The organism is Candidatus Mesenet endosymbiont of Agriotes lineatus (assembly GCF_964019585.1).
Classification (GTDB): domain Bacteria; phylum Pseudomonadota; class Alphaproteobacteria; order Rickettsiales; family Anaplasmataceae; genus Mesenet.
Genome location: NZ_OZ026454.1, coordinates 334,394 through 360,559, shown reverse-complemented (window position 1 = coordinate 360,559; position 26,166 = coordinate 334,394). Strand labels below are relative to the sequence as shown.

The 26,166-nt window shown below is 32.2% G+C and carries 21 protein-coding genes and 5 pseudogenes; 18 read left to right on the top strand and 8 right to left on the bottom strand.

Annotation, left to right across the window (positions count from 1 at the left end; all coding sequences use genetic code 11):
- The first annotated feature begins 18 nt into the window (after window positions 1-18).
- The 6 genes and pseudogenes from ubiH to AACL19_RS01715 form a co-directional block, all read left to right on the top strand.
- The gene (gene ubiH, locus AACL19_RS01730) at window positions 19-1,191 is read left to right on the top strand and encodes a 2-octaprenyl-6-methoxyphenyl hydroxylase (RefSeq protein WP_339046195.1); all 1,173 of its coding nucleotides are present in this window, start codon (window positions 19-21) and stop codon (window positions 1,189-1,191) included.
- 65 nt (window positions 1,192-1,256) lie between these two features.
- A complete protein-coding gene (locus AACL19_RS01725) occupies window positions 1,257-2,486 on the top strand; it encodes an ankyrin repeat domain-containing protein (RefSeq protein WP_339046193.1) in 1,230 nt (409 codons plus the stop codon).
- Between the two features lie 1,010 nt (window positions 2,487-3,496).
- Window positions 3,497-4,301 (top strand): annotated as a pseudogene (locus tag AACL19_RS01720) (transposase family protein).
- Window positions 4,302-4,478, top strand: coding sequence for a transposase (locus tag AACL19_RS07020; RefSeq protein WP_410519864.1), 177 nt, complete (start codon window positions 4,302-4,304; stop codon window positions 4,476-4,478).
- Window positions 4,433-4,666: a transposase gene (locus AACL19_RS07015; RefSeq protein ID WP_410519875.1), complete on the top strand. Its 234-nt coding sequence runs from the start codon at window positions 4,433-4,435 to the stop codon at window positions 4,664-4,666. The genes AACL19_RS07020 and AACL19_RS07015 overlap by 46 nt, the downstream gene beginning before the upstream one ends.
- A gap of 175 nt (window positions 4,667-4,841) precedes the next feature.
- Window positions 4,842-5,384 (top strand): annotated as a pseudogene (locus tag AACL19_RS01715) (IS630 family transposase); the annotation flags it as partial.
- 20 nt (window positions 5,385-5,404) lie between these two features.
- On the opposite strand, the pseudogene AACL19_RS01710 reads toward AACL19_RS01715, so the two are convergent.
- From AACL19_RS01710 to AACL19_RS01695, 4 genes and pseudogenes are all read right to left on the bottom strand, one after another.
- Window positions 5,405-6,623, bottom strand: a pseudogene (locus AACL19_RS01710) (IS256 family transposase).
- A 707-nt stretch (window positions 6,624-7,330) separates the two neighbouring features.
- Window positions 7,331-7,528, bottom strand: coding sequence for a hypothetical protein (locus tag AACL19_RS01705; RefSeq protein ID WP_339046191.1), 198 nt, complete (start codon window positions 7,526-7,528; stop codon window positions 7,331-7,333).
- Complete coding sequence (locus AACL19_RS01700; protein WP_339046189.1) at window positions 7,518-9,824, bottom strand: hypothetical protein; 2,307 nt, start codon at window positions 9,822-9,824, stop codon at window positions 7,518-7,520. The genes AACL19_RS01705 and AACL19_RS01700 overlap by 11 nt, the downstream gene beginning before the upstream one ends.
- Window positions 9,825-9,875: 51 nt before the next feature.
- Complete coding sequence (locus AACL19_RS01695) at window positions 9,876-10,580, bottom strand: hypothetical protein (protein ID WP_339046187.1); 705 nt, start codon at window positions 10,578-10,580, stop codon at window positions 9,876-9,878.
- A gap of 184 nt (window positions 10,581-10,764) precedes the next feature.
- Here AACL19_RS01695 and purF point away from each other — a divergent pair, with 184 nt between their 5' ends.
- The 6 genes from purF to AACL19_RS01670 all read left to right on the top strand — a co-directional run bounded on the left by purF (window position 10,765) and on the right by AACL19_RS01670 (window position 17,349).
- A complete protein-coding gene (gene purF, locus AACL19_RS01690) occupies window positions 10,765-12,138 on the top strand; it encodes an amidophosphoribosyltransferase (RefSeq protein ID WP_339046185.1) in 1,374 nt (457 codons plus the stop codon).
- Between the two features lie 454 nt (window positions 12,139-12,592).
- Complete coding sequence (locus tag AACL19_RS01685) at window positions 12,593-13,630, top strand: hypothetical protein (RefSeq protein WP_339046183.1); 1,038 nt, start codon at window positions 12,593-12,595, stop codon at window positions 13,628-13,630.
- Between the two features lie 312 nt (window positions 13,631-13,942).
- Window positions 13,943-14,134, top strand: a complete 192-nt coding sequence (locus AACL19_RS07010; RefSeq protein ID WP_410519874.1) for an esterase/lipase family protein — start codon at window positions 13,943-13,945, stop codon at window positions 14,132-14,134.
- 27 nt (window positions 14,135-14,161) lie between these two features.
- Window positions 14,162-14,356: a hypothetical protein gene (locus tag AACL19_RS01680; protein ID WP_339046180.1), complete on the top strand. Its 195-nt coding sequence runs from the start codon at window positions 14,162-14,164 to the stop codon at window positions 14,354-14,356.
- Window positions 14,357-14,519: 163 nt separating this feature from the next.
- Window positions 14,520-16,043: a methionine--tRNA ligase gene (gene metG / locus AACL19_RS01675; protein WP_339046178.1), complete on the top strand. Its 1,524-nt coding sequence runs from the start codon at window positions 14,520-14,522 to the stop codon at window positions 16,041-16,043.
- A 646-nt stretch (window positions 16,044-16,689) separates the two neighbouring features.
- On the top strand, window positions 16,690-17,349 hold the full coding sequence (locus tag AACL19_RS01670; RefSeq protein WP_339046176.1) for a hypothetical protein: 660 nt from the start codon (window positions 16,690-16,692) through the stop codon (window positions 17,347-17,349).
- Window positions 17,350-17,660: 311 nt separating this feature from the next.
- Here AACL19_RS01670 and AACL19_RS01665 read toward each other — a convergent pair whose 3' ends face one another.
- Complete coding sequence (locus AACL19_RS01665) at window positions 17,661-17,789, bottom strand: hypothetical protein (protein WP_339046174.1); 129 nt, start codon at window positions 17,787-17,789, stop codon at window positions 17,661-17,663.
- Window positions 17,790-17,908: 119 nt separating this feature from the next.
- Between AACL19_RS01665 and AACL19_RS01660 the strand changes: the two genes are divergently transcribed.
- The 6 genes from AACL19_RS01660 to AACL19_RS01635 all read left to right on the top strand — a co-directional run bounded on the left by AACL19_RS01660 (window position 17,909) and on the right by AACL19_RS01635 (window position 22,715).
- A complete protein-coding gene (locus tag AACL19_RS01660) occupies window positions 17,909-18,862 on the top strand; it encodes a hypothetical protein (RefSeq protein WP_339046172.1) in 954 nt (317 codons plus the stop codon).
- A 40-nt stretch (window positions 18,863-18,902) separates the two neighbouring features.
- The gene (locus tag AACL19_RS01655; RefSeq protein WP_339046170.1) at window positions 18,903-19,574 is read left to right on the top strand and encodes a glycosyltransferase; all 672 of its coding nucleotides are present in this window, start codon (window positions 18,903-18,905) and stop codon (window positions 19,572-19,574) included.
- Between the two features lie 67 nt (window positions 19,575-19,641).
- Window positions 19,642-20,112 (top strand): hypothetical protein, encoded by a 471-nt coding sequence (locus AACL19_RS01650; RefSeq protein ID WP_339046168.1) that lies wholly within the window; start codon window positions 19,642-19,644, stop codon window positions 20,110-20,112.
- A gap of 233 nt (window positions 20,113-20,345) precedes the next feature.
- The gene (locus AACL19_RS01645) at window positions 20,346-21,956 is read left to right on the top strand and encodes a hypothetical protein (protein WP_339046166.1); all 1,611 of its coding nucleotides are present in this window, start codon (window positions 20,346-20,348) and stop codon (window positions 21,954-21,956) included.
- Window positions 21,937-22,131, top strand: coding sequence for a hypothetical protein (locus AACL19_RS01640; protein ID WP_339046164.1), 195 nt, complete (start codon window positions 21,937-21,939; stop codon window positions 22,129-22,131). Before AACL19_RS01645 ends, AACL19_RS01640 begins: the two co-directional genes overlap by 20 nt.
- 410 nt (window positions 22,132-22,541) lie before the next feature.
- Window positions 22,542-22,715 (top strand): hypothetical protein, encoded by a 174-nt coding sequence (locus tag AACL19_RS01635; RefSeq protein ID WP_339046162.1) that lies wholly within the window; start codon window positions 22,542-22,544, stop codon window positions 22,713-22,715.
- Between the two features lie 151 nt (window positions 22,716-22,866).
- Here the strand turns inward: AACL19_RS01635 and AACL19_RS01630 are convergent.
- The 3 genes and pseudogenes from AACL19_RS01630 to radA form a co-directional block, all read right to left on the bottom strand.
- Window positions 22,867-23,542: pseudogene (locus AACL19_RS01630) on the bottom strand (transposase).
- Window positions 23,543-23,745: 203 nt separating this feature from the next.
- Window positions 23,746-24,402, bottom strand: a pseudogene (locus tag AACL19_RS01625) (IS5 family transposase).
- Window positions 24,403-24,818: 416 nt separating this feature from the next.
- Complete coding sequence (gene radA, locus AACL19_RS01620; protein ID WP_339046160.1) at window positions 24,819-26,159, bottom strand: DNA repair protein RadA; 1,341 nt, start codon at window positions 26,157-26,159, stop codon at window positions 24,819-24,821.
- Window positions 26,160-26,166 lie beyond the last annotated feature (7 nt).

Here is a 26,166-nt window from a genome sequence, read left to right as displayed (position 1 = left end):
TTTTTAATCAATTGTAAAATGTATTATGATGTTATCATTTCAGGAGGTGGGCTGCTAGGCTCAATTACAGCTATTGGCCTCAAGCGTAAATTCCTCTCTGTTGCACTACTAGAAAAAAACGATATTTTCCATCCTCCAAAATCTGACAATAGGGTATTTGCCATATCATATAACACAAAGAGGCTACTTGAGGATTTTGGTATTTGGCATTTTATTGAAAGCGAGGCAGGGCCTATATTAGATATCTGTATTCTTGATGAAAATAGTCCAATTTCTGTACACTACGATCATAAGGTTGTAAGCAAAGAGCCTATGGGCTACGTAGTGGAAAAGTCTGTTGTGCAGAGAGCTATTAGTAACAATTTAACAAGTGAAATTCATGTATACTCACCTACTTCTTGCAAATCTATCTCATGTGATTTTGGGTGTGTAGAAGTTGTCTTAAATAATGGTCAAGAATTAACATCTCAATTACTAATTTGTGCAGAGGGTAGGCATTCAAAATTAAGAGAATTGTTTTTCCTACCAGCAATAAAACTTCAATACAAGCAAAGCAGTATAGTTTGCAATGTAGAACATGAAAAGTATCATCAATGTCTGGCAGTAGAGCGTTTTTTTTCTAGTGGCCCTTTTGCAGTTCTACCAATGAAAGGAGGGTATAAATCTTCTATAGTTTGGACAGAAAAGTCTGACATTGTTTCTATGCTTATGCAGCTATCAAATAATGAATTTATTGTTGAACTTAAAAAAAGATTTGGCTCTTATTTAGGTGATATCAAACTTGAGAATGCTAGAGTTTCTTATCCCTTATTTTTTCTCTTCTCAAAGGATTTATATCAAAAAAGAATAGTGCTGATTGGAGATGCAGCACACTCTATACATCCAATTGCAGGTCAGGGTTTAAACTTAGGTATAAAAGATGTGGAAAGCATAGTAGCGAATATCTCTACAGCAAGAGAGCAAGGAATTGATGTAGGTAGTAGGTATGTTTTAGAAAAATACTCGTCTGATAGGTATTTTGATAACTGTACTATGGCTGCAATTACTGATGGTCTTAATAGACTGTTTTCAAATAGAAACCTTTGTACTAAAGTACTTAGGAATATTGGACTATTAGCAATTGAAAACTTCACTCCATTTAAAAAATTTTTCATTAGCAATGCCATGGGTATAAGCAATAGATTTAGTTAAAATTTTTCAAAAAGCTTGCATTGTAAATACGATATATCATATTTAGTATAAATTGGTGGAGAGGAATGATTGGATATAAGGAGGAACCTTCTGTAGAAGAGAAACTTTTTAACGCAATATTTAATAATGATAGACTAAGAGTGATGAATATATTGAATTCAGGCTTTGATGTCAACACAACAAACAATCTTGGACAAACCCCTATCTACGTAGCTGCTACTATATATAAAAATATACCTATGATCAGAACATTAGCTAACTTTAATCCAGATTTCGAAAAAAAGAGTGACCTAGGGCATACGCCTCTATCAGGAATCTTATTAGGAGGATATAAGCATGCAGATAAAGTCTTAAGAATAGTTGAAACTCTGTTGGAGTTAGGTGCAGGATTAACCACTGCTTGTCATGAAGCTCTTCCCATTCATATAGCAATAGTAACGAGATGCGGTATGGGTATAATAAGAGTATTGCTTAGCAGGGATACAGTTAACGTAAGAGATAGATACGGATATACCCCTCTTCACCTAGCAGTACTATATGGTCATATTAACATAGTTAAGATGTTAATAGAATGTGAGTACACTGATATTAATATATGTGATAAAGCTGGAAATACTCCTTTGATTTTAGCAGCTAAAGCAGATAATCGAGAAATAGCATCTTTTTTGCTGAATCATAGAGTTAATATATACTTAAAAAATACCTATGGGGAAGACTTTTTAGCATGTGTAGTATCAAATGGTAGAATATATAACATAATAAGTAAAAGTGATGAATTTAGAACTTCTTTGAAAGCTTTAAATAGATTAAATATAGACTTATCCAGACCTGGAGTTGGTAAACGCAAAAAGAATTCGTGTATAGCTCCAGATAAGCCTATAGGGTATCAACGTTTAAATTGTGAGAACGAACCTATAGTATATTTGCCTAATTATGATTCTTCTATGCCTCAAGTAGCACAACATAAGGAGTTCAATGATGAAATAGACCCCTCTAGAGCTCCCCTTGGCCAATTAGAAAATGTGTATAATAAATTGTTAGAATTGCCCAGACCAGATACGGTTTTATCTAGATCTACTACTTCCAGCCTATCCCAAAATAGTTTATCAGTAAATGTAAATTCACCTAGTTCTAGCCTTTCCGAATCCTTTGCGGATCAGTTTGAATTTTCTGTTCGAGTATCAAGTACAAGCTCATCTGAGTCAGATGAGATACGAAACGCAAAAAGAAGAAAATTAGATTACAGGCTTTCTGATAATAGTAAAAACTTAAAACGGTCAAGAATGATGCAATAGCTGTATTTATGTAGTTAGCTTAAGCTTTAGTATTTTAGTGATTTGATATGGATCTAATTGTACTAAATACAGATATTTACAGGTCAGAGAGGAATTATCAGAGAATGCAAATTATGTAGAATCTGATCATATACATATTCTATATCTCCAAATATCCAACAATATATTAAACAGGAATTTGGGCAACTAAGAAAAAGATATTTGAGCAATTTGCTGTCACAATGTCAATTCTACAGATGTGCAAAGGTATATTAAGGAACATACAATAATTGCAATATTTTAGAGTTTTAAAACTTGCTTTATAAGCTTTAACTCATACCACCAGCTAAAGCTGGTGGTAATTGATTATAGAAAATCTATAAAAAATAAAGATCTTAAAATGCAGCATATTTAAAAGAATTGTGAAAAAACAATAAAATTCTGCTTCCATGGTTGTGAATGTATATGATATAAAGAGAGTACCAATCTGGAGAGATAGGTAGTAGATTAGGTGATAGAGTACTGGTAGGACGATCTGAATAGTATCAGGCTGCTAACATAATCTGATCTATGGAGCGCTTATTTGATTAAAGTTGCTGCTGTAGCAGTGAAGGCTAGAGGTTGATGAATAAGATCTATCCGCGACTTAACCTAGCCGTTTTAGGATTTCTTCTTAAAATAAGGTTTGATGCCCTTATAGTTGCGCGCCTTAAACACGCAACTATGGCGCTCCCAGCATCAGCTGATAGCTTCCTGTGATGGGAATCCGCAGATCAAAGCTATTTCCTCTCTCTGATGTTATCACTCGCTTCTCTCCAGGTTGGTGATAAAAAGGTCGAAAAATAAAGATCCAGAAATAAATAATAACTAAGAGAATCCTAAAAAATCAGAATTAAACAAATTTTAAATTTTTCTTTTCAATTGAATGATTTACGTTTTTATATAGACCTGGTGCAAAAGAGGAGAAATGGTTATATAAAGAGAGATAGAGCAAGAAAAAGTGAGGCAAGATGAGCTTAAATTAGCATAATATAAAAGAACATCCGAGGAATTTTCAAGATGTAACAGGTCTGACAATAAGAAAATTCGAAAAGGTTATAGAAAAAGTGCGCCCAGAGTGGGAGAAAGTTAAAAAACGGAAATGGAAGAACATCAAAATAGCCTGTGTTGGAAGACAAAATACTTTGTATAATTCTGTATTATAGAACTTACATAACACACCGATTCTTGAGTTACCGATTCAACTTGCATAACTCAAACATCTGCCGATTACTCAAGAAAATGGAACCACTTTTGGCTAAAAAAATCTCAAAAAAAAAGGACAGAACTATGACGCCAGAAAGAATTTTGAAGATATTAGCAGATGTTACAGAACAACCAATAGAACGGCCAAAAGACAGGAAAAAAAGAAAATTGTCTTATTCTGGCAAGAAAAGAGTAAACACGATAAAAACGGAAATCGTTATAAGAGAAGATGGGCAAATTCTATCAGTGTCAAAGTCATACAGAGGTCGAACTCACGATTTTAAGATATGAAAGCAGGAAAAAATGTTACCAAAAGAGAATATAAAGTATGCAGATTCTGGATATCAGGGGTGGCAAAAATTGCAGAGTAACGTTATGATTCCGCATAAAAGGTATCGAAAAAAATTGCTGACGGACGATCAAAAAGAGCACAATCGGAAGCTGGCATCATTTAGGATGAAAGTGGAGCATAAAATCCGTGAAATTAAGATTTTTAAAATCATGTCGCATACCTATCGCAATTTTCAGAAGAAATACAACATGAGATTTAACATAATTGCTGGTCTCGCAAACCTCAGGCATGAGTTTTAATTGATTCTTGCTGTTGTTGCTGCTGAAATTAGTTGCATACCGTTTCTCAGCGGGTCTGTAGATATTGTAAGTGGTAATATTACGCCTGATCACGTACATATGCTAATTTCTATGCCGCCCACTATCCAACAATATATCAAAGGGAACGTAAGTTATTCCAAGAGTTTGAACAATTAAGAAAAAGATACTGGGGTCAACATTTGTGGGCTAGAGGATATTTTGCTGTTACCGTTGGTAATGTAAATTCTACAGATGTGCAGAAGTATATTGAAGAACAAGAAATTCATCATAAACATCACAAATCTCTGAGTTTTAAAACTTGCTTTAAAGCTTTAACTCATACCACCAGCTTTAGCTGGTTGTAATTGATTACAATATTATTTTACAGAGTAGCCATACACGTCAAATTAAAAAATCACCAAAAAAAACTAAAACTTGAGTTGAAAGCTAATGTTATAGCCCTTCCTTTAAAGATCCGAATGAGGTAAGATAAAGATTTAGGATGGTTGATGCCAGAGTTACGATTTAAGGAAAAAAGCAATTGGACGAAGGAGAAAATCTGTAGCTATAAGATATAAAATAGAACATTATATGAGTGGCAGGTAAGACGCAAAGAAACAGGAGACTTTTTACCAAAAAAACCTGAAGGCGTTGGCTATAATCATAAAATTGGAATGAGTTTATCGAATTTGCTAAAAAGCATGAAGGTAGTCAAAGATTTTGGGGCAATATCAGTAGGCAAACGATCCACCGTGCACTTAAAAATATCGGATTTACGCACAAAAAAAGACCTATGGATATAGGGAAAGAAATGAAGAGCAGAATTCTTGAAGCAACCTGGAAATCTTGTATATATTGATGAATCCGGTATAGAGAACACAGAAGACTATGAGTATGGATATTGTAAGCGGGGAGAGAGATTCCATTCTCTAAAATCAGGTAAAAAAACTCAGCATGATTGCAGCGCTAAATAAAAAACAAATAATGGCACCTTCGAGGGATATTTTTAACGCTTGGTTTGAAAGCTCCAATTTTACAACCTGGTCAAATCTTGATAATGCAAGTTTCCATAAATCAAAAAAGGGAGTGTTCAACAAACTGTGTCAAAAACTCAACTGAATTTTCAATCTGTTAGGAAAGAAGATATCAAGTTGAGAGATGGTTAAAGCCCAATTTGATATAGGCATAGTCCATTTCTGTTCTATCTTTTTTATAGCACAATATAATTGCTTATACAAGGCATTTGTGCTGGTAAAAGAGCCCTTGGTTTTAGTGAATTTCCTGATTTGTCTGTGCAGTCCCTCTATGGGATTGGTAGTATAAACTAGCTTTCTCACCGGATCAGAATACTTAAAATAGCCATTTCCCAATTATTTTGCCAGGATTTCACTACCATAGGATATTTTGCTCCCCACTTTTCTTCCAACTCAAGTAAATAATTTTCAGCTATTTCTCTATTTGAAGCTTGATATATTTTCTTCAAATCACTCATGAAAACTTTTACATCTTTGCTAGCCACATACTTCAATGAGTTGCGTATTTGATGCACTATACACAATTGCACTTCTGCGTTGGGAAATACACTGTTTATGGCTGCAGGAAAGCTTTTAAGCCCATCAACACATGCAATCATGATATCTTCCACACCCCTTTCTTTGAGATCATTCAATACTCCTAACCAAAAATTAGCACCTTCGCTTTCAGCTAGATAAAAGCCTAATACCTCTTTTTTACCCTCTTGATCTATGCCAAGTATATTATATATGCACTTGCTTACGCACCTACCATCCTCTTTAACTTTGAAAAATATTCCATCCATAAAAATTATTGGGTAAATAGCCTGTAATGACCGACTGCGCCACTCATTTATTATTGGTAATAATTTATCTGTAATGTTAGATATTGCTGCTGCTGATATCTTATGGTCGTAAATTTCTTCGATATGCGATGTTATGTCTTTATAACTCATACCACTGGCAAACATACTAAGAATTTTTGCTTCAAGCTCAGGATGTAAATTAGTCTGTCTTTTTCTAACTACCTGGGGCTCAAAACTTCCATCTCTATCCCGAGGCGTTATAAGCTCAAATGAGTCTGAATCTGTATTTTGAACTTTTGCCATTTCTGCGATTATTTTCTTCATTCTCATTTGATAGGTGATTTTCTATTTCACCTTCTAAACTTGCTTCTATTGATCAGAGGCGTTAAAGCTCCTCCTTTCCCAGTTAAAGACCTACCTTCTCGTATAGATGATAATATATTGTTCTCCAACTCTTTATAGTCTACTAACCCTGTGTTTTTATTCGATGTTTTTTCGTTCATATGTCAACTCCATGTTTTATATTAATATTACTATTTTTTTTGTTTGACACAGTTTGTTGAACGTTCTCTCAAAAAAATCAGTGAATTTGCTAAAGCACTGAAATCTTCCACCCTGACTTTAATAAACTCATTGGTTAAAAACAGGACCAGGAAGAACATCCCTCTGTTCAAGTCATATTCTGCTTTCTTATGAATCCTTCAGATTATTATGGGAAGTGCTATATATGCGATTTTATAACTTTGCAAACATTTCAAGTTTAAATTAGTCTTTGACTACCTGTGGCTCTATCTCGAGGCGTTACAAGCTCAAATGAGTCTGTATTTTGAACTTTTCTACTTCTTTATTCTCATTTATTTTCTATTTCACCTTCTAAACTTGCTTCTATTGATCAGAAGCTCCTCCTTTGCCAGTTAGCGACCTCGAATGGACGATAATATATTAACTCTTTATAGTCTACTAATCCACTGGTTTTATTTGATGTTTTGTCGTCCATTCCATTTCTTATGTTAATATTTTTCTTGTTTGATCCAGTTTGTTGCACGTTCTCGCAGAATATGATAGAGTATTTTCTATTAGTTCAGTTTGTTGAACACTCCCGATTCTATATTACTTATCCTAGATTTTTGAATACTTTTATTAAATGGTCTGAAAAGTTTATATAGGAAATATAAACCTTTCAACCACTTTTACAAGCTTTAGAAATTTTCTACATAAACTGCTGGTCTGCTAACCATATTTGCAGTTCAGAGCTGTAGTAATTATCTAATTCTTGCATGACTTGATCTCCATTTCTACACCCTGAGCTAGCAAGATCTTCAAAGAGATAATTAAGTTGCTCAGGATGTCTTTGGATGAGAAATGACATGACCTTTGCTGCTTTAGCACAATCAGATTCATGACTCATATTGAGATCTGATGGAACATAGTTGCAATCTGGATTGAACAAATGTTCCAGATCCAAAATTTAAGGCTGAAGAATCTTTTTCGTGATCAACATATAGCTTAATATCAACTATATCATGGTCGTTTGAGATTATAAAGTGACCTACTTTATTATAATGTGATTCACTTGCTAGATCTCTGAATTCATCTCCACTGATAGTACTTATGTTTACTTTTTGAATATCATGACATTCTTGGCTACTACATAAAGTCTTCCTGAAGTTGTTGAAAATATCAGAGATGCTTTCTGATTCTCCAGGTTCTACTCCAGGTTTTACTTCAGGTTCTACTCCAGGTTCTACTCCAGGTTCTACTCCAGGTTTTACTTCAGGTTTTACTTCAGGTTCTACTCCAGGTTCTATTTCAGGTTCTACTCCAGGTTCTATTTCAGGTTCTACTCCAGGTTCTATTTCAGGTTCTACTCCAGGTTCTATTTCAGGTTCTATTTCAGGTTCTACTCCAGGTTCTACTCCAGGTTCTATTTCAGGTTCTATTTCAGGTTCTATTCCTGTTTCTTCTTCTTTGAGCTCTTTTGGGACCAATGAAGACTCTTCACTACATTCTTTCAGTGCTTTTATTAAATCTTCAAATTTATCTTTACATTCTGGTTTGATACCTAAATCAGTAATACATGAAGAATTCATTACTTGATCTATAAAATCTTGCTTTCCATCCATTGATTGCTCTTGAGTTTGATCCATTGAAGTAGACTCTCCTTCCTGGATTTGCACTAACGGATTGAGCTCTGCTTCTGATCTCGCATTATTAATTTGTTTCAGTTCTTTACCTACCCAATCTGAAAACTCTTGCTCATAACTCTTTAATTTGTCTGTAAAATTACTTACTACCTTTTGAGCTTCTGCTCCATTTTTTGTTTTCAATCCATTAAAGCTTTTAAGTAACTGATGCACATCATCAGGTTTATTTTCCATCAAATACCTCATTACTTGTCCTGATAGATAGCCTTTAGTACCAAACTCACTCATTATGTAATCTGGAGTGAGGCCAAAATTTCTGATGTCATTTAAGTTACTGCTTTTATAACTAGCATCACTTGAATCTAAAACATAATCTCTCATTCCTTCTTTAATTTGCTGAGGTAGGTGATCCCAACCATTATTTTCCATTATGGCCTCAATAATCCGTGCTTTTAAAGTGTCAATATTATTATTTGCCCTACTATCACCTTTCCCTTTTAGATATAAGTAAATACTAGCTTCACCATTTTTATCATTTGAGACAAAAAATTTATCGGATTTTTTATTATTACCGCATAAATATTGGCTGTAGTCAGTTTCGCTATTAAATGAAAAAATGTTTAATTTTTGAGGAATATTACACTCTCCATCACTGCAAAAAGCGTTTTTAAAATTCGTTAAAGTATCAGCAACTGATGTCCTTATATTTTCCATTTTACTATCTTGATTATATCTTACTGCTACTTCAGTACCATCTACCATTATTTTAGATTCCATCTCTGGAACGAATTTTTCTGCCAACTTTTGATGGAACTGCTCTAATTGCTTATTTGTCCATTCTGAAAATTTTGAGTTAAGACCCTCATCATTTTTTAGTTCATTTAAAAAATTATCAGCTATTGTTTTTTTATCTTGCTGATTTTGTGTATCAGTAAGATCTTTAAATAATTTATTGATTTTTTCAGGATTTTCTTGCTTAAGATACTTTATTACTTGTTCTGCTTGGGCTTCGCTCCTTTTATCCTTTAATATGTCATATGGACTTAGGTTCTTTTTTATAATTTTATTAAAATCACGACAATCTTCATTATTATCTTGAACATTACCATTCTCATCTAAACCTGCAACATAATCTACCATTCCTGTTTTAAGCGCTTGAGGTAAAGCGCTTTTAAATACGTCATTACCCTCAATTAAAACACGGGCTACTGCTCTTTCTAAAGTTGAATAAGCAAAATCTCCTGATCTATTTAAGTAAAAATAAATATCAAACTCTCCATTTTCATGATCTTTTAAGGCAGAGAATTTATGGCTTTTTATGCTACTATCAATTTCTTTTTTACTTAAAAGCTCTTTATATTCATCTTCAGTGTTTGCCGCATAGATGTCAATCTTCTGTGCACCACCACACTCCTGATCATTACAAAAAGCAGCATAGAAATTAGAAAAGGCATTATGAACTGAACCTTCTATATTACTTATTTGATCTTCATTTGGATTTTTACCAAATATTTCTACATTAATACTATTAGCTTTAAATTCTTTTATATTATTATACATATTGTACTCCTTATAATTGTAAAAAAGTTTAAATTTTTATTAATAAAACTACTAAATAAAGTCGTGAAGTTGATCTGTCACCCAAGATGAGAATTCTGTATTATATTCTCTTACATCTTTGATGAACTGATTCACAAAGATTCTTCCTTCTTTTACTGTTTCGGCATCAATCTTATGCAATAACTGATCAAGATCTCTGTCATATTTTGATTCAAGGAATTTCACAGCTTGCTCTGCTAAGCCACCATGATCACTATTTCTAGCTAATATTTCTTCTAAATCTAAAGAGTCTTCTTTTATTTCTTCAAAGTCACGCTTATCATCATTGTTATTCTGAACAAAACCATACTTATTCAAACCTGCAACATAGTCTGCCATTCCTACCTTAAATGATGTAGGTAAAACTTTTCCCCACTTGTCATTATTTTCAATTAAAGCATGGGCAACTCCTCGTTTTATACTTAAATCAGAGTACTCTGGTTTTTGTCTATCTAAATAAGAATACACATCAAACCCATCTTCGCTTTTCGCAAGAGTAAAGTGCCTAGCTTGTTTTATAGGGTTAACATAGTTTTCTTTAAAATAGTTCCCATATTCAGGTCTAGTTGCAAACAGGTTGACATTAATCTCTTTAGGCAAACTGCATTCCCATGTGCTACAAAAAGCAGTTTTAAAGTTTTGCACAGCATTATCCGCTAACGCTTTTGCATCTATTTTTCCATCAAATTTTGCATTTATTTTAGGATTATTAGTCATTTTTTTGCCTTCAATTATAAGTTGAATTGGATAATAGATATTAGATGTTAAAATACCCTTAATATTAGAATTAAGATAAATATATTATCGTATAACTTGAAGAATTAATTTCAAAACCATCTTAAAATAGATTTTTACTTGTAGCTGGGCTAAACTAAACTTATAATTAATACTTTCATATAGTATGCATGAAGAATGTGGGATATTTGCTATAGCTTGTAATATAAAAGCTGCGTCTAACTGTGCTTTAGGTCTTCACGCTTTGCAACATAGGGGACAAGAATCCTTTGGAATTGTGACAAGCAATAATAATAATTTATTTTCTCTCCATTTACAAGGGCAAGTAAACAGCATATTCAATAATATGGAAGGAATAGAGAAACTTCATGGTAGACATGCAATAGGGCACGTACGTTATTCAACAAGTGGAGATAAAAGTACTATACAACCAATAGTAAGCAGCTGTAGATTCGGTGAGATGGCAATAGCACATAATGGCAATCTAATTAATGCTACAAATCTTACTGCAGAATTAACTAAAAAAGGTTGCGTTTTTAAGTCCAGTGTTGATACAGAAGTTGTCTCTCATCTCATTAAGATTAGTAATAAAGAGACGTTCCTAGATAGTTTAATAGATGCTCTAAATCAAGTGAAAGGAGCCTATTCATTTGTTGCTATGACAACAGATGAAATAGTAGGACTGCGCGATCCTGCAGGAATTAGACCACTTGTTCTTGGAAAAGTAGACGACGCATATGTACTTGCCTCTGAAACGTGTGCACTTGATATTATTGGTGCTAGCCTTATTAGAGAATTGGAAGCTGGGGAAGTAATAACTATCAGTAAAGATGGAAAATTAAAAAGTTTTTTTCCTTTTGTGAGAGAAAAATTAAGCTTTTGTATTTTTGAGTATATCTATTTTTCTAGACCAGATAGTGTAATTGAAAATCAGTCTGTATATGAGGTAAGGAAGGAAATTGGAAGCGTGCTAGCACAAGAGAGCCCTCCGCCACAGGATGTAGATATGATAATTCCTGTGCCTGATTCTGGGATACCAGCAGCAATTGGATACGCCAATCAATCAGGATTACCGCTTGAATTTGGTATCATAAGAAATCACTATATTGGTAGAACTTTCATTCAGCCTACTGAACAGATACGTAACATAGGAGTAAGACTAAAACATAATACAAACAACCATATTTTAAAAAATAAAAGCATAGTACTTATCGATGATAGCATAGTGCGTGGAACAACGTTAAAAAAAATAGTATTTTTACTTTTAAATGCGGGAGTGAGAGAGATTCATTTAAGAATTTCTAGCCCTCCCATTAAGCATTCCTGTTTTTATGGAATAGATACTCCGCAGCGTGAAAAACTAATGGCTAACAACTTCTCAGTAGAGGAGATGATTAAAATAATGAGTGTAAGTAGCTTAAACTTTTTGAGTATAGAAGGGCTTTACCATGCAGTTAAAAAAATAAAGCGGAATGATGAAAGCCCTCAGTATTGCGATGCATGCTTTACTGGCAATTACCCGATTGATATAAACAATTAAAAATGCCAAAATCAAAATTTGTTAAATTTAAAATTTTTCATAGTGCCAAATTTATAGCTAAAGCTGTTTTAGCGAATTGAAAATTTGTATTTTCCAAACTTTGCTGCAAATTTATAGCCCACACATGATAGATTGCCCCAAGTAAGGTTATGTGATAAAAAGGTATATTAGGTAAAAGAGGAGTTAAAACTATATAGTGAAGATTTGAGAGAACGAGTTTAAAAAGTGGTAGATGAAAGAAAGATGAGCATGAAAAAGAGATGTTCAATATCGACAATATACCAATGGCGCAAGATGAGGAGGTAAAGCAAAACCAGAAGATTTAAGTGTTATTCCTACTAAGTTAATAAATGTTGCTTTAAGCAATGTGTTGATGATGCAACAAATTGTTGAGGTTTAGAAATTCTTTGTAATCAATATGTAAGCTGCATTGTAAAGTAACATAGGTAATTCTATGAATATAAATTTTGCCCTTAAATTAAAATTGATAACTTTAGTGTTTCTTGTTGCTATAGGCAGTAGCTGCCTTGCAGGGGAGAGTACAAAAAGCAAGCGAAAAGTAATTGAGTTTAATCAGGATACTTTAATATCAGAAATAAAGAAGGACGAACATAAGTACGAACGTCTTTACAAATATTTTAAGGATATGGGCGAGGTAGGATTATGTGAGCTACTTTCTAACTATGTTGCATATCATAGGTTATTAAATAAAGAAAGTATTGATCAGATTTCTGATACTGAAGTGGTACTTAGTGACTTGCAAACAATACTAGGAATAGTGGAAAGGAATAAGAAAAGACTTAAGTTTACTGTTTACTCTGAAGAAGAACAGGGGGAAATAATTAATAGATTATCTCCCTTTTTTTATGAATATATTCAAGCCTTATATAATAAGGAAAATCAATTGGCAGAAAAAGCATTTGAAAAATTTGATAGAGTGGTAAAAAGCTGGTGGAGAGAAATGCATATAAAAAACCAGATACCAAGTGGGATAGGGATTACAATAAATAATATTATTAATAATACTGCTATGTTGTCACCTCATAGTATATTGTCACCTTATAGTATATTTGAACTAGAATGTATAGCATGGGTTCTTAGTAGAGATAGCTCTGATTCCCTTATTGTCAACGAGCAATTATTTATACATGGTATGGAAGAAATAAAAATAGGAACTTACATAAATTTTACGGTTCTTAATAATACAGGAAGGAATGTTAATGGGCATATGATGTTAATTACAAAAAATGGAGACGATGATTTTGCCTTCTTTGATCCTAGTAGAGGAATTATACTTAATTTAACACTAAGTGAATTAGTTGAGTTAGTAAACAATACTTTAAAATTTCTTGAGGAAAATGTATTTAATAATACAGGCTATATAAATGTGTTATTTAATGACAATACGAAAGCTATTAAAGGAATAAAAAGCAAGTTTGCTATTAGTTCAATAACGTCACATTTTTTAGGGTTACGATTTTACCTTTCTTAAGTATTCACAAAACTAAAGCAATCATATAGGTAAGCATAAGTTGTATTTAGAATGTATTAAAAAATATCTGTCTACTACACTGATTATTGTCAGTATAATACTTTTAATATCATGTCATAAGTTGTTGCTAAATAATGATAATGTATTATTTGCTTGTGTTACAAAAAGATGTAAAAAAGCATCATCTTTAAATCAAGATGGTGTTATTGTCCTTCATGGAATTTTCCGTACTAGTAGTAGTATGAGAAGTTTATCTAGATTCCTTGAAGGGGTCAGGTTTTAAATCTCAACTATCCTTCTACTAGGTATCCAATTGAAAAATTAGCTAATATAATTCATAAAGATATTAGCCAATTTGCCTTATCAGTTACAGGAAAAGTACATTTTGTTGGATATTCAATGGGTGGATTATTAATCAGAGCGTATTTTAAAAAATATAAACCAGATAAGCTTGGACGTGTGGTAATGATTGGCACTCCAAATCATGGAATGCAGGTTTTTTAAAGAATTTTACGCTTTACAAAAAACTTTATGGTCCTGCAGGATAGCAACTTGTTACGAATCAGGATAGTTTTAAGAAAATTTTTTGCTGATATAGATTTTGAACTTGGCATTATTGCAGGCAACAAACCAATTGATCTAATCTCATTAAGGCTTATTAATAAGCCAAATGATGGTAAGTTGACAGTACAAAGTTTGAAGGAGCAAAAGATCACATTCGTGTAATCATACTTTTTTTTTCATCAAATGTTTAAACAAGCTCTAAGCTTTCTTAAATTTGGAAAGTTTGTATAGCACCATAACTCAGATAAAGCTAAGCAAGATTGAATAGAGTATACACAAGTAAGGTTTTACTATATATAGTAATTATTATAATTGTGCTCTATGGATGGATAATAAGAGTTTTTATATAACAACACCAATATACTATGTTAATGATGTGCCACATATTGGCCATGCGTACACTAGTGTTATCTGTGATATGATGTCGAGGTTTTTAAAATTCTATGGTCAAGACGTCAAGTTTGTTACTGGGACAGATGAACATGGACAAAAGGTTGAAAAAGCAGCAGCAGAGATGATGATCTCACCACAAGAGCTTGCAGATAAGACTAGTCAGTCTTTTAGACAGCTTAGTGAGGTAATGGATTTTCAAAATGATGATTTCATACGAACAACAGAAAGAAGACATAAAAATGCAGTTGCAGCTTTATGGAACTTATTGTACGAGAAAGGTGAAATATATCTTGGTTCGTATTCAGGATGGCATTCAGTTCGCGATGAAGCATTTTATCAAGAGAAAGACCTAATAGATGGTATAGCACCAACCGGTAGTCCGATTGAGTGGGTAGAGGAGCCTAGTTATTTCTTTAGACTTTCAAAGTGGCAAGAAAAGTTATTAAAATTATATGAAAGTCAGCCAAATTTTATTTTTCCAAGTCATAGACGTAATGAAGTTATATCTTTTGTAAAATCTGGTTTGGCTGATCTTTCAATTTCACGTACCAATTTTTCTTGGGGAATAGAGGTACCAAACAATAGCAATCATGTAATCTATGTATGGATTGACGCTTTAACTAACTATCTTACGCTGCTTGGTTTTCCAGATATTCAAAACCATGAGTATAAAAAATTTTGGGAAAATGGCTTTAGTATTCATCTTATTGGTAAAGATATATTGCGCTTTCATGCTGTATACTGGCCAGCAATTTTGCTTGCAGCAGAGTTGCCTTTACCTAAACAAATAGCAGTTCATGGTTGGTGGTTAAATGAAGGACAGAAAATGTCTAAATCTATAGGTAATACTATTAACCCAATTAGTTTAACTGAAGAATTTGGTGTTGATCAAATAAGATATTTTCTACTAAAGGAAGTTGCCTTTGGTAAGGATGGTAATTTCAGTAAAGCAGCTATAATAAAGTGCATAAACTCAGATTTAGCTAACAGTATTGGTAATCTCATTCAAAGAACAGTCTCATTTATACATAAAGAATATGGAGGGTTTGTCCCAGAAATTGACCATAACTTGTTTGTAGGAAGCGAGGAATTACCAAATTACGAAGAGATATTAAAACAAATAAGAGATCATCTGTTTAAATATGAGTTTAATAGCATTTTGTCTACAATACTTAATATTGCATCAGAGGCAAATGGTTATATAGATCAAAGTGCTCCTTGGAAGTTACGAAGAACTAATCTTCAGCTTACAAGTATGGTCATATATAAGCTTTTAGAACATATAAGAATCATTGGTATTCTTTTGCAACCTCTAATTCCAAACTCTGCAAATGCTATTTTAGATCAGTTGCAAATTCCAAATGAAAAACGAGGTATAAAACATTTTACTAGTAAAATCCAGAGTGGTGTTTTATTGCCTATAGCTAAACCAATTTTTCCTAAATTTGAAAATTAAACTTTAGGGAATGTTCAACAAACTGAATCAAAAACTCAACTGAATTTTTCAATCTGTTAGGAAAGAAGGTATCAAAAAGCCCAATTTGGTATAGTCCAATATTTTGTTTATAGCACCTGCTTATACAAGGTATTTCCACTAGGCTCTGTGAACAGCTATATAAGATAAAATATAAAATAGCTTAACCGTGATAGACCTCTTTCGGAACTCATATAGAAAGTTCCAAATTACAAATACTAGCTATGCTGATAATATTGATGTCAATACTATTGCCAAGTTTACTGGGTTATCACATGATGAAATTGCACAGTTGCAGGATTAAGTTCCCTCGGTTAGCTATATGTATATCGGCATATTCCCCTACCTTTGCCACATTTCTTTCTTATCTATTATCACTGTTATATTTTTTTGTTCACAGGGCCTAGTATAAAATAGTTAAAATATACTAAAAGCCTTTTGTATAATTTACTTTCAGATAAGCTTTTTAAGTTTGAAAATTAAGTGTGGGTAACTACCTTAAGTGGCATATTATATATATACTGAAGTTATACAATTGTTTTAGCAGTCAAATATTTATTTTATTGACATTAATAATAAATTAATTAATAATTATACTATTGTTATTTTAGAAATTAAGGCAAATACAATGGTAGACATAAAAAACCAAAACAAAGAACATAAAGAATCTCCAGAAGACATACTAGAGAGCAGTAAAGAATATCAGTATATTTTGGAAAGTGAAAAATTCCTAGAAGATGAATATGAAATAATCAATGAAAAAGATTATGAAAAGTTACCTGACGATATGCAGAAAGAAGATAAATCTTTAATCCTTTCAAACCAAGAAAGTAAAGATTTAACGTATCATATAATTAACAAAAGCACACTTTGCCTTGAATATAGCATAAAAGCTACATCATATCTTTTATCCGGCGTATCGCATGCTACTTATTTTGCCTCATATGTTCCATATAGTGTATCTTACCTTTTAACTAGGGAAGAAAACCGTAGAGATGATGCCATTGATAAAAGTATTTTTGGCTTTAAGTCTATTATGGATAGCGTAACACAGATTTTAGTTGGTACATCATCAGTTCTAAATAGCGCATCATATATTCCATATAATATATCATCTGCTTTAAATAAAGAAAATAGAGATTATATTGCCGTCAAAGGTTCAGCTTATGTGAGCAAAGGTGTAAGTTATTTGAGTAGTAGTACATCTTATATAAATGACTTTGTCGCTAATAGTTTAAAAGACTGTAAAATACAAAGTATCTTACCAACCATACCAATGGTGATCTAATCAATTTTTAGTGAGTAAGCAACGAAGGTTTTGTAGCATCCTAGTTCAAGTTGAATCTCAGAGTCTGATGATATTATTATTAGTTAAAGCAAGTCTTATTTTTACAATAAATTTAAACAATATTCTGTAATACCATTTTGAAAAGTTATATGATTTAAATTTTGACTTGGAGATTGACTTGCAAAGATAGTATATGCATGGTAAGTTAAAGCAGTAATAAAAACAATTGCTAAAGTGAAATACAGAGGGATAGTATAATTTCTTCTAGCAGTTTTTTGCTTTAATTTCCGTGCCTGTCTCTCAAAAGTTTCCTATGTTTTGTATAACCTTTTTGCTCTTTCATCCAACTCACTTAATTTTTGATCTCTTTCTAAAACTTTTTCAACGTTAATTTTCATTATATCAATTACTTTATCAACTTGTTGTTTTGTATTCTGCACACATCTATTTGTTGTTCATTGTTCATAAATTTATTATAAAATCCCTATGTTATATTTAACATTATAGTGTTAATTTTATCCATAATATATAATTAGTAAAATATTTAATATATAACACTATGAATATAAGATCATGTTTTCAACAACTCAAGAAGTTATTTTCTAATTTTATTCGTTGGATCAAAAAGATCTTTAGTAAAAACACTGATATAAAGCATCAGTCCTCTCAACAATCTAGTGAACCACAGGTGAGATGCTCAAAAATCGAGGAAAATATTGATAATAGCAAAAGTGATGTTGGTAAGATGAGTAATGATTTAAATATTGACCCACCTTCACTACCTACTTACCCTTCGTTAGGTCCTGATATATCCTTGCAATCCACATCTAATATATCACCATATTGTCCTACTGTTAATAGTATATTTACTCTTAAAAAGAACGCTGAAATTAGCTGTGAATATTTTTCCCTTACTTCTTTAGCACATTTTTCACTTACTTCAAATGATGGAGTAAAAATATATAGTTTAAGTAAGCCATTTCATTTTGATAAAGTCACTACTCTAAATAAGATAGATAATAGCTGTGTATATTTTGGTAAAGTGACTGAGATAAATAATAGCTATATATATTGTGATAAAGTGACTAAGATAGATAATAGCTATACATATAATATAGACAGTAAACTATGGAGTCATCATAGTATCAAGGCTGTTTCTACTTTTAATCAAGCTAAACCTGCTACATATTTTCAATGTTTAGATTACTATGCACATAATTCAAGTTACCATATCAATCCACAAGTTACAGACGATAATCACTGGGTATTTGAGCAAGGAGAAAGTAGCTTGACAAGCTTTATAACCAGTGATAATTCATTATGTGATGAAAATGAAGAAGAATGCCCTGATTGTATTTATCAAAAAGAATATGAAAATGGTTCATATCCAGCTATAAGATTTGACAGCAATGGAAAGGTAATAGAGACATTTTGTAATAAGCATGGGCAAAATAAACCTAATCTATATGATATTAACATTTGGCAAATAACTTCTCAACAGAGTTTGGTGTAAAGTATTTAAAAAAGCTATTATAGTATTAATATTTTAATATATGAGTGATATAATTTTTATCTGGCTTGGCGGTCCATTACTTGAAGAATATTTAGTAAATATTTCAAACTACAGTAAGGTATTTAGTGATTTTCAAGTAGAACTCATTGTTAACGATTCATCTCTGCATCTGCTCAGAAAAAAGCAGCTAGTTAACGCTGATCTTTCTTATTATGACATATTATTGAAACGTGGTATTGAAGTAATACATTATCAGGAAGTTATAAAAAGTATAAAGGAGATATATAGAGGTGATGAGCAGCTACTAGAAAATCTAAAAAAGCTAGAAAGAATAATTTTAACTGAAGAAAATGGACTGCATAATTATGCTGCTGCTTCTGATATAATAAGAGGTATTAGATTGCTTAAAGGTGGCATATATATTGATTTAGATGTTATCTTAGATACCAAACTTGCCCAACAAAATATAAAAGAATTAGAGAAATTATTGCTCAAATGTGATCAACAATACCCTAAATTGGTCTTGTCTTATTTTGCTTTAAATGAAAAAAACATGGTTGATTCCTATATAATAAGTGCTCCAAAGAATTCAGAAGTTGTCAAAAAATTTTTAGATTATGTGGTTGTAAATTACAGAATCACTAAAAACGTGATCTTATTTACCAAAATGGGTAGCGAAACAAGTAAATTTTCATTGCTAGATATAAAATAGAGTTACACAGCAATTTCCCCTTAAGAATTTATTCATTAAAAAATCAAACGTAGAAGAGATTAAAAAGATGATTCCCTACAATTACAGTGTTAAAGATGAGTCTTTTCTAGTTTATATAACACTGCCATATGAATTAAAAAATGATATAATAAACTGTGTAGATTATAACGACGAAAAGTTTTATCAAGTATACATTGATTCTTTATCAAGAAATAAATATAAGAATGCAGCGAGAACTGGTATTACCGCTATGACTTCAGGACCAAAAGTTTGGATTCAAGCACTAAAAAAAGCATTTCAAGAAGAGTTTGATATTCTAAATAAAGGTAAAAGTATATGTCAATATGGATTTTCACTCTCCACTGGGTGGGCTGCTTTGCCTATCTTAGTAGCTCCTATAGAGAGTGATAAGTATATTATAGAAGAAAAAAACTTAAATAAGTATGGAATGACTCATAAACGAGATAATTATTGGATGAAAGATGTAAGTGTTATTTCAGGAATTAACGCTAATAAAGGCAAGTTTTTTGAATACTAATCCAGATATGCAAATATTATTTGAAGAGCTTTATCAATAAATCTCCTATTTAAATAGGAATTTCGTGAAATTTTGTAAATCTCGGTATCATCTTACTAATGGTTTATTTTTTCGTTTTGTAGAGGCTCTATAGAAAAACAAAGCAAGTGAATATTTTATGAACTATTTTTCAATTTACTTGATATTTCTATAGTTTTGTATTAAAATTCTAATGAATAGCAGGGGAAACTAAGATGAATAATGCACAACAAAATACTTCTGATAAAGCTACCATAGCTAAATTAGTTGAGTTTAAAAAACTACAAGAAAAATATAATGAAAATAGAAGTAGATCTTTTATTGAAGATTGGTCAATTGGAAAAAATAAGACTCTTGCTACAGGATATCCAGAAATTAATCTTGAGAGAAGCGATTTAGTTAATATTAGAACTTTCTGTGCTCATGGTACTAATGCTTGGACACTATTTTCAGCTTGCACATTTGCAAATGGACAATTACTGCCAGGAAATGAGATAAAACTCAGCGGAATGTTTGCTGCTTCTGGTGAATCAAAAGCTAAAGGTGAAAAAGGTAAAAATTCTGTCTCAACAGTATTGTTATCAAGATTTGAGGCGGATCTTAAAACTCCAATGTATTACGCAGATGTGTATGGTAGCAAATATAGTTATGATTATCAAGCAGTATATAAAACTCTTTTTAAAAAATATAATAAGAGAAGTAAATCAAACGATCTGAAGAAAGAAATAGAGAATTTCTTTAATACTAACATGGAAGAGGCATATAAAAAGTTATCTAATATGGGACTAGTGATTCTGGGAGATGGTATAGGGCAATATTCTCAGAATCCTTTCAGTGGAGCTGGGAACACAAGCGATGAAGTTTTGTATAAGCGAGTAAATATTAGAGTTGTAATTGTCGAGGAAAAAGATAAAAATTTTGTGCAAGAATTAATTGAATCAATTAATCCCAAATTAGCAAAAACTATAGCTTTTCTAACGACCGAAGAAATAAAAGAGTTTGAAGAAAAGAGAGAGAAATTTGAAAAAAATATAGAGCAACATAATGTTGATGTTTATTTAAATCTATTTACATGTGATTTTATAGATACTTTCAGCAATAAATTGCCGTTTACATTTTCTTTTAATCAGGTGAAAAAAATAGAAAACGAAGAAGCTTTTTTACATAGAGAATCTCTTTCTCGGCGTAGTTATAGTAAAGTTTTATGTGAACAAACCAAGTCTAGAGCTGTAAAGATCGCTAAACCACATAAAAGACTGAAAAAAGAAGAATATGAAAAAGAAAAGCTTGCCATGCGAGAATTATTTCAGTCAGCTAATCCCGAGCTTGCAGAAACCACAGTTTTACTTACATCTCAAGAGATAAAGAAGCAAAAGCATCCAATACCGAATGCAATATCTGTAAAATTCAAGATTAGAACAGAAAAAATACCTGTAAAATACTATATTGAAAGTTCAGTGGATGACTTAGAAAATCTTAATTCAAAAAAAGCTATTTTAGAGAATCTTCAGAAAGCATGTGAGTATTATAATAAAGCTATAGAATATTATGATCATGATTGGCCATACTCTTCCGATGCTTGTTGTGCTCGAAAATTTCAAGCAGAAGCCGTACTTAGTTCTTTTTCTAGTATAGATAAAGAAGATGCTGATTTAGTTAAAAGCTTTAATGCCACCCATCAACTTCGGATTAATACTGAAAAGGAAAGGAATAGAATGCTGGATAGAACTAAGAAAACAGTAGAAAATAATAATATGTACAGCTATAACCTCCCTCCCATTTATAGTGGTAGGTCTTTACACTCAGTTGCTTTATCAAACCAGTGAATTTAATCCTGTTGCTGCTGCTGGGATATTTATTGGAGTAGCAGTTGCTACAATTATATGTTTTACTATAATAAAAATTAGTGAAAAAGTTAGTAGAGAAAAAGACAATAATCCAAATATAAGTACATTAACTGCGCTTAAAAACATGCCTGTTTCTGAATGCTGTAAAAAGTAAGAGGGTGTTCATTAAACCATAGGCACTGGCTAATATAGCAATACTCAAACTTGTGTGTTACATTTGTTTTTTAAGAAATTTCTGATCTATAGTAAAGTAATTTTTAAAGCTCTATAAGTTATTAACTATAATATTAAAAACTACCTTCTCTCTGCCTGCCTATAGTTGCCGGATACTCCCAATCTATATCAAATCTTGTTCATATACTTCTAAAATCTATAAGGCACCATCTACTTTTCTACCTATCTATACTGAACATCTGATGCCTCATTGCCAATTTTCATTTCATCAAGATTAGTTGCTACTTGATCTGATTTTGACTTAGGTTTTAGCTATCGATGACGGCATTTTCTCTTGCTCTTTATTCTTGCTTAAAAATTTAACTGTATTATAATATTAAAAGTTAATATATGCATAATAGATACACTAATCAGTTTACAAAATATACTGCTGATTTGAAGTTTTTACAAAAAGGTGGAGATATAGAAAAAATATGGTGGAGCGAACAGTTTAAAAATACATTGCTGCATAGGGCTCTTTTTTTTAACGCTAATTATGTAAAAAAGAAGCTAAAATTGATATAACTGATAAAGATAGCTATACACCTTTACATACTGCCATAATAAATTGTAAAGGAAAATATGATGAAATAATTGAGTACTTTTTAAAGGGGGATCTAATCTCAATATTGCAACTAAAAAACGTATTAGCCCATTGCAGGCGGCTGTAGCCTCTTTAAATGTGGAAGCAGTGAGGAATATTTTTTCTTGCTCTATTTTTTATAGCAAACCATTGATGTTCAATTTTATTAAAATCGGGAGAATAAGTAGGAGGATAAAGAATTTCAGCACCTTGGCAAGATCACTGATTTTTTTGATTTATGGAAACTTGCATTATCAAGATTTGACCAGGTTGTAAAATTGGAGCTTTCAAACCAAGCGTTAAAAATATCCCTCGAAGGTGCCATTATTTGTTTTTTATTTAGCGCTGCAATCATGCTGAGTTTTTTTACCTGATTTTAGAGAATGGAATCTCTCTCCCCGCTTACAATATCCATACTCATAGTCTTCTGTGTTCTCTATACCGGATTCATCAATATATACAAGATTTCCAGGTTGCTTCAAGAATTCTGCTCTTCATTTCTTTCCCTATATCCATAGGTCTTTTTTTGTGCGTAAATCCGATATTTTTAAGTGCACGGTGGATCGTTTGCCTACTGATATTGCCCCAAAATCTTTGACTACCTTCATGCTTTTTAGCAAATTCGATAAACTCATTCCAATTTTATGATTATAGCCAACGCCTTCAGGTTTTTTTGGTAAAAAGTCTCCTGTTTCTTTGCGTCTTACCTGCCACTCATATAATGTTCTATTTTATATCTTATAGCTACAGATTTTCTCCTTCGTCCAATTGCTTTTTTCCTTAAATCGTAACTCTGGCATCAACCATCCTAAATCTTTATCTTACCTCATTCGGATCTTTAAAGGAAGGGCTATAACTCAACTGAAAATTCGGTTTGGCATAATTTATTGAATACTTTCAGTAACTACTAAGCTGTTATTTCTTTACTTTGTAATCTAAAGTCAATTAGAACTTATTCACAAAGCAGTAAATTCAAGAATATTCCCAACTTAACATAGCCTTACTCATAGCTAAATATATAAAATGATGTAGTTAGCAGATCATACTCTTTTGATAACCTCCTATTTCTATTAATCCAAGCAAAACTACTGCCCATCTTTTTGTGTAAATCCTGGATCTCGTTGTGAAAACAATTCTGGTGTTTATGCACCAAAAATCTGCACTTTTGACAATCTCAATATCTATTCCATGTTTTTCTTTTCCTTTAAATCTTTTCCTTCATATCGGTCCACATTCTCTTAATATCACTGTACTTTTCTTTCATATTGTCCAATGCTCTGTCATTTTCACTTGCAGCTCCTACATAGCAACCTGAGTATCCGTGATTATATGTCTTTTTCTCCCTTTTTATACCCCTTTTCCGTCCTGACTGACTATACAGGCTCCTGCCAATTTTTGACCTACTATATTTAGTGATATCATATTTTCAAAAATCCCTTGCTTTTTCCACCTCGCTCATACACAGCCTTCCATAGCGGCGTGGTAAACAACGCCACTGTGCGTAGTACATGACATTTTATATCTCCCGTTTATTGTATTTTTGCGACCTTTACCATACGATACCTTTAAGTGTTTTTCTATCCATTCCCATTCTCTATCTTTTTTATCTGTTGGATACTTTCTTCTCATCCTTATTCCATGTTGAATGCAGTATTACAATATACATTCCTTGGTTTGTGGATAAGCTCTAAATTGGTCTTGATATATCTTAAAATACTATAGTATTACATAATTAGAATAAATAGTTAATTTTTTGATTAAGATCTTAGCATAAATTGAACTTTTTATATTATATAAATTAAAAAAATAATCTAGATGCTATTTAAAACACTGAGTTTAATAAATTCTATGGCTGGTAATACTCCCAACTTGATTGAGTTTGAGTAAAAAAACAGAAAGTCAATTGGTCTTAAAACCAAGATACATTAATATTTTACTATAAAAGATTAAATACAACTGTTAATTTTTAATAAAATAAATTTTAATATTAATTTTAAATGCTTACTTTTAAAATATGAATAAGATAAACCCTGCTAATCTCAGACTTAAGTCATAAAAAGCTTTTTTAATTCCCTTATGTGATTTAACTCTATTATTTTAATATCAGAAATAGAATATTTACTTTTTCCAGGCATTATTGCATGTTTGAAACCCAGCTTACGAGCTTCTTTGAGTCTTAATTCACTATGTGATACATTTCTTATCTCACCCGATAATGCAACCTCACCACAAATAATTGAAGAGGGAGGCAGAGGAATATTTACTATACTTGACATTAAAGATGCAGCAACAGCAAGATCTGCTGCAGGTTCTTGAATTTTAAGACCACCAGCAATATTAAGATATACTTCTTTATCTCCCAAAAATATATTGCAGCACGCACTTAGCACTGCAATGATCATAGCTAATCTATTTATATCCCACCCCACTACGGCTCTACGTGGAGTTGCCATATTAGTTTTTGCTATCAGTGCTTGTACCTCAACAAGTAGTGGTCTTGAACCTTCAATACCAGCAAAAATTGAGCTGCCAACTATTTTTCTATCTAATGCTTCAGTTAGAAATAGCGATGAAGGGTTATCTACTGAGTTTAAACCATGTGCAGACATTTCAAACACACCTATTTCATTTGCTGGACCAAATCTATTCTTTATAGTTCGTAAGATACGAAATTGATTACTGTTATCTCCTTCAAAATATAGCACTGTATCTACCATATGCTCTAAGGTTTTAGGTCCAGCTATCTGTCCATCTTTAGTTATGTGTCCTACTAGCAAAAGTGCTATGTTAAACTTTTTAGCCAAGATGATTAACTCGTGCGCACAGGTTTTTACTTGAGCGACAGTACCAGGTGCAGAGGTAATTCTGCTATCATACATGGTCTGTATTGAATCGATGATTAAAAATTTTATATTACTATTTTCTCTAATTGCTGATGTTATATCAGATAAAGAAATTGTGGAAAGAAGCTTTATCTTTGGCTGATCAATTTTAAGACGGGTGGCTCTGAGGCTTACTTGCTCTAAAGATTCTTCTCCAGATACGTAAAGACATTCAAAAGAATCACAAACTAAAGTGGATGCTGCTTTAAGTAGAAGGGTAGATTTGCCAACACCAGGTTCACCGCCAATTAGCGTACTACTACCCCTTACTATCCCACCACCGAAAACAAGATCAAGTTCATCTATTTTAGTTAAAAATCTGGATGGAGAAGAAATATCACCACTAGATAGAGATTTTATTGAAACGGGTGTTGAGGAAATCACAGGATTTTTTACTGCTTGTTCCTCAACCACGCTGTCCCAACTGCCACAGTCAATGCACTTTCCCATCCATCTATGAGCACTATAGCCACAAGATTGACAGATATATATAGTTTTTGCCATCTAAATT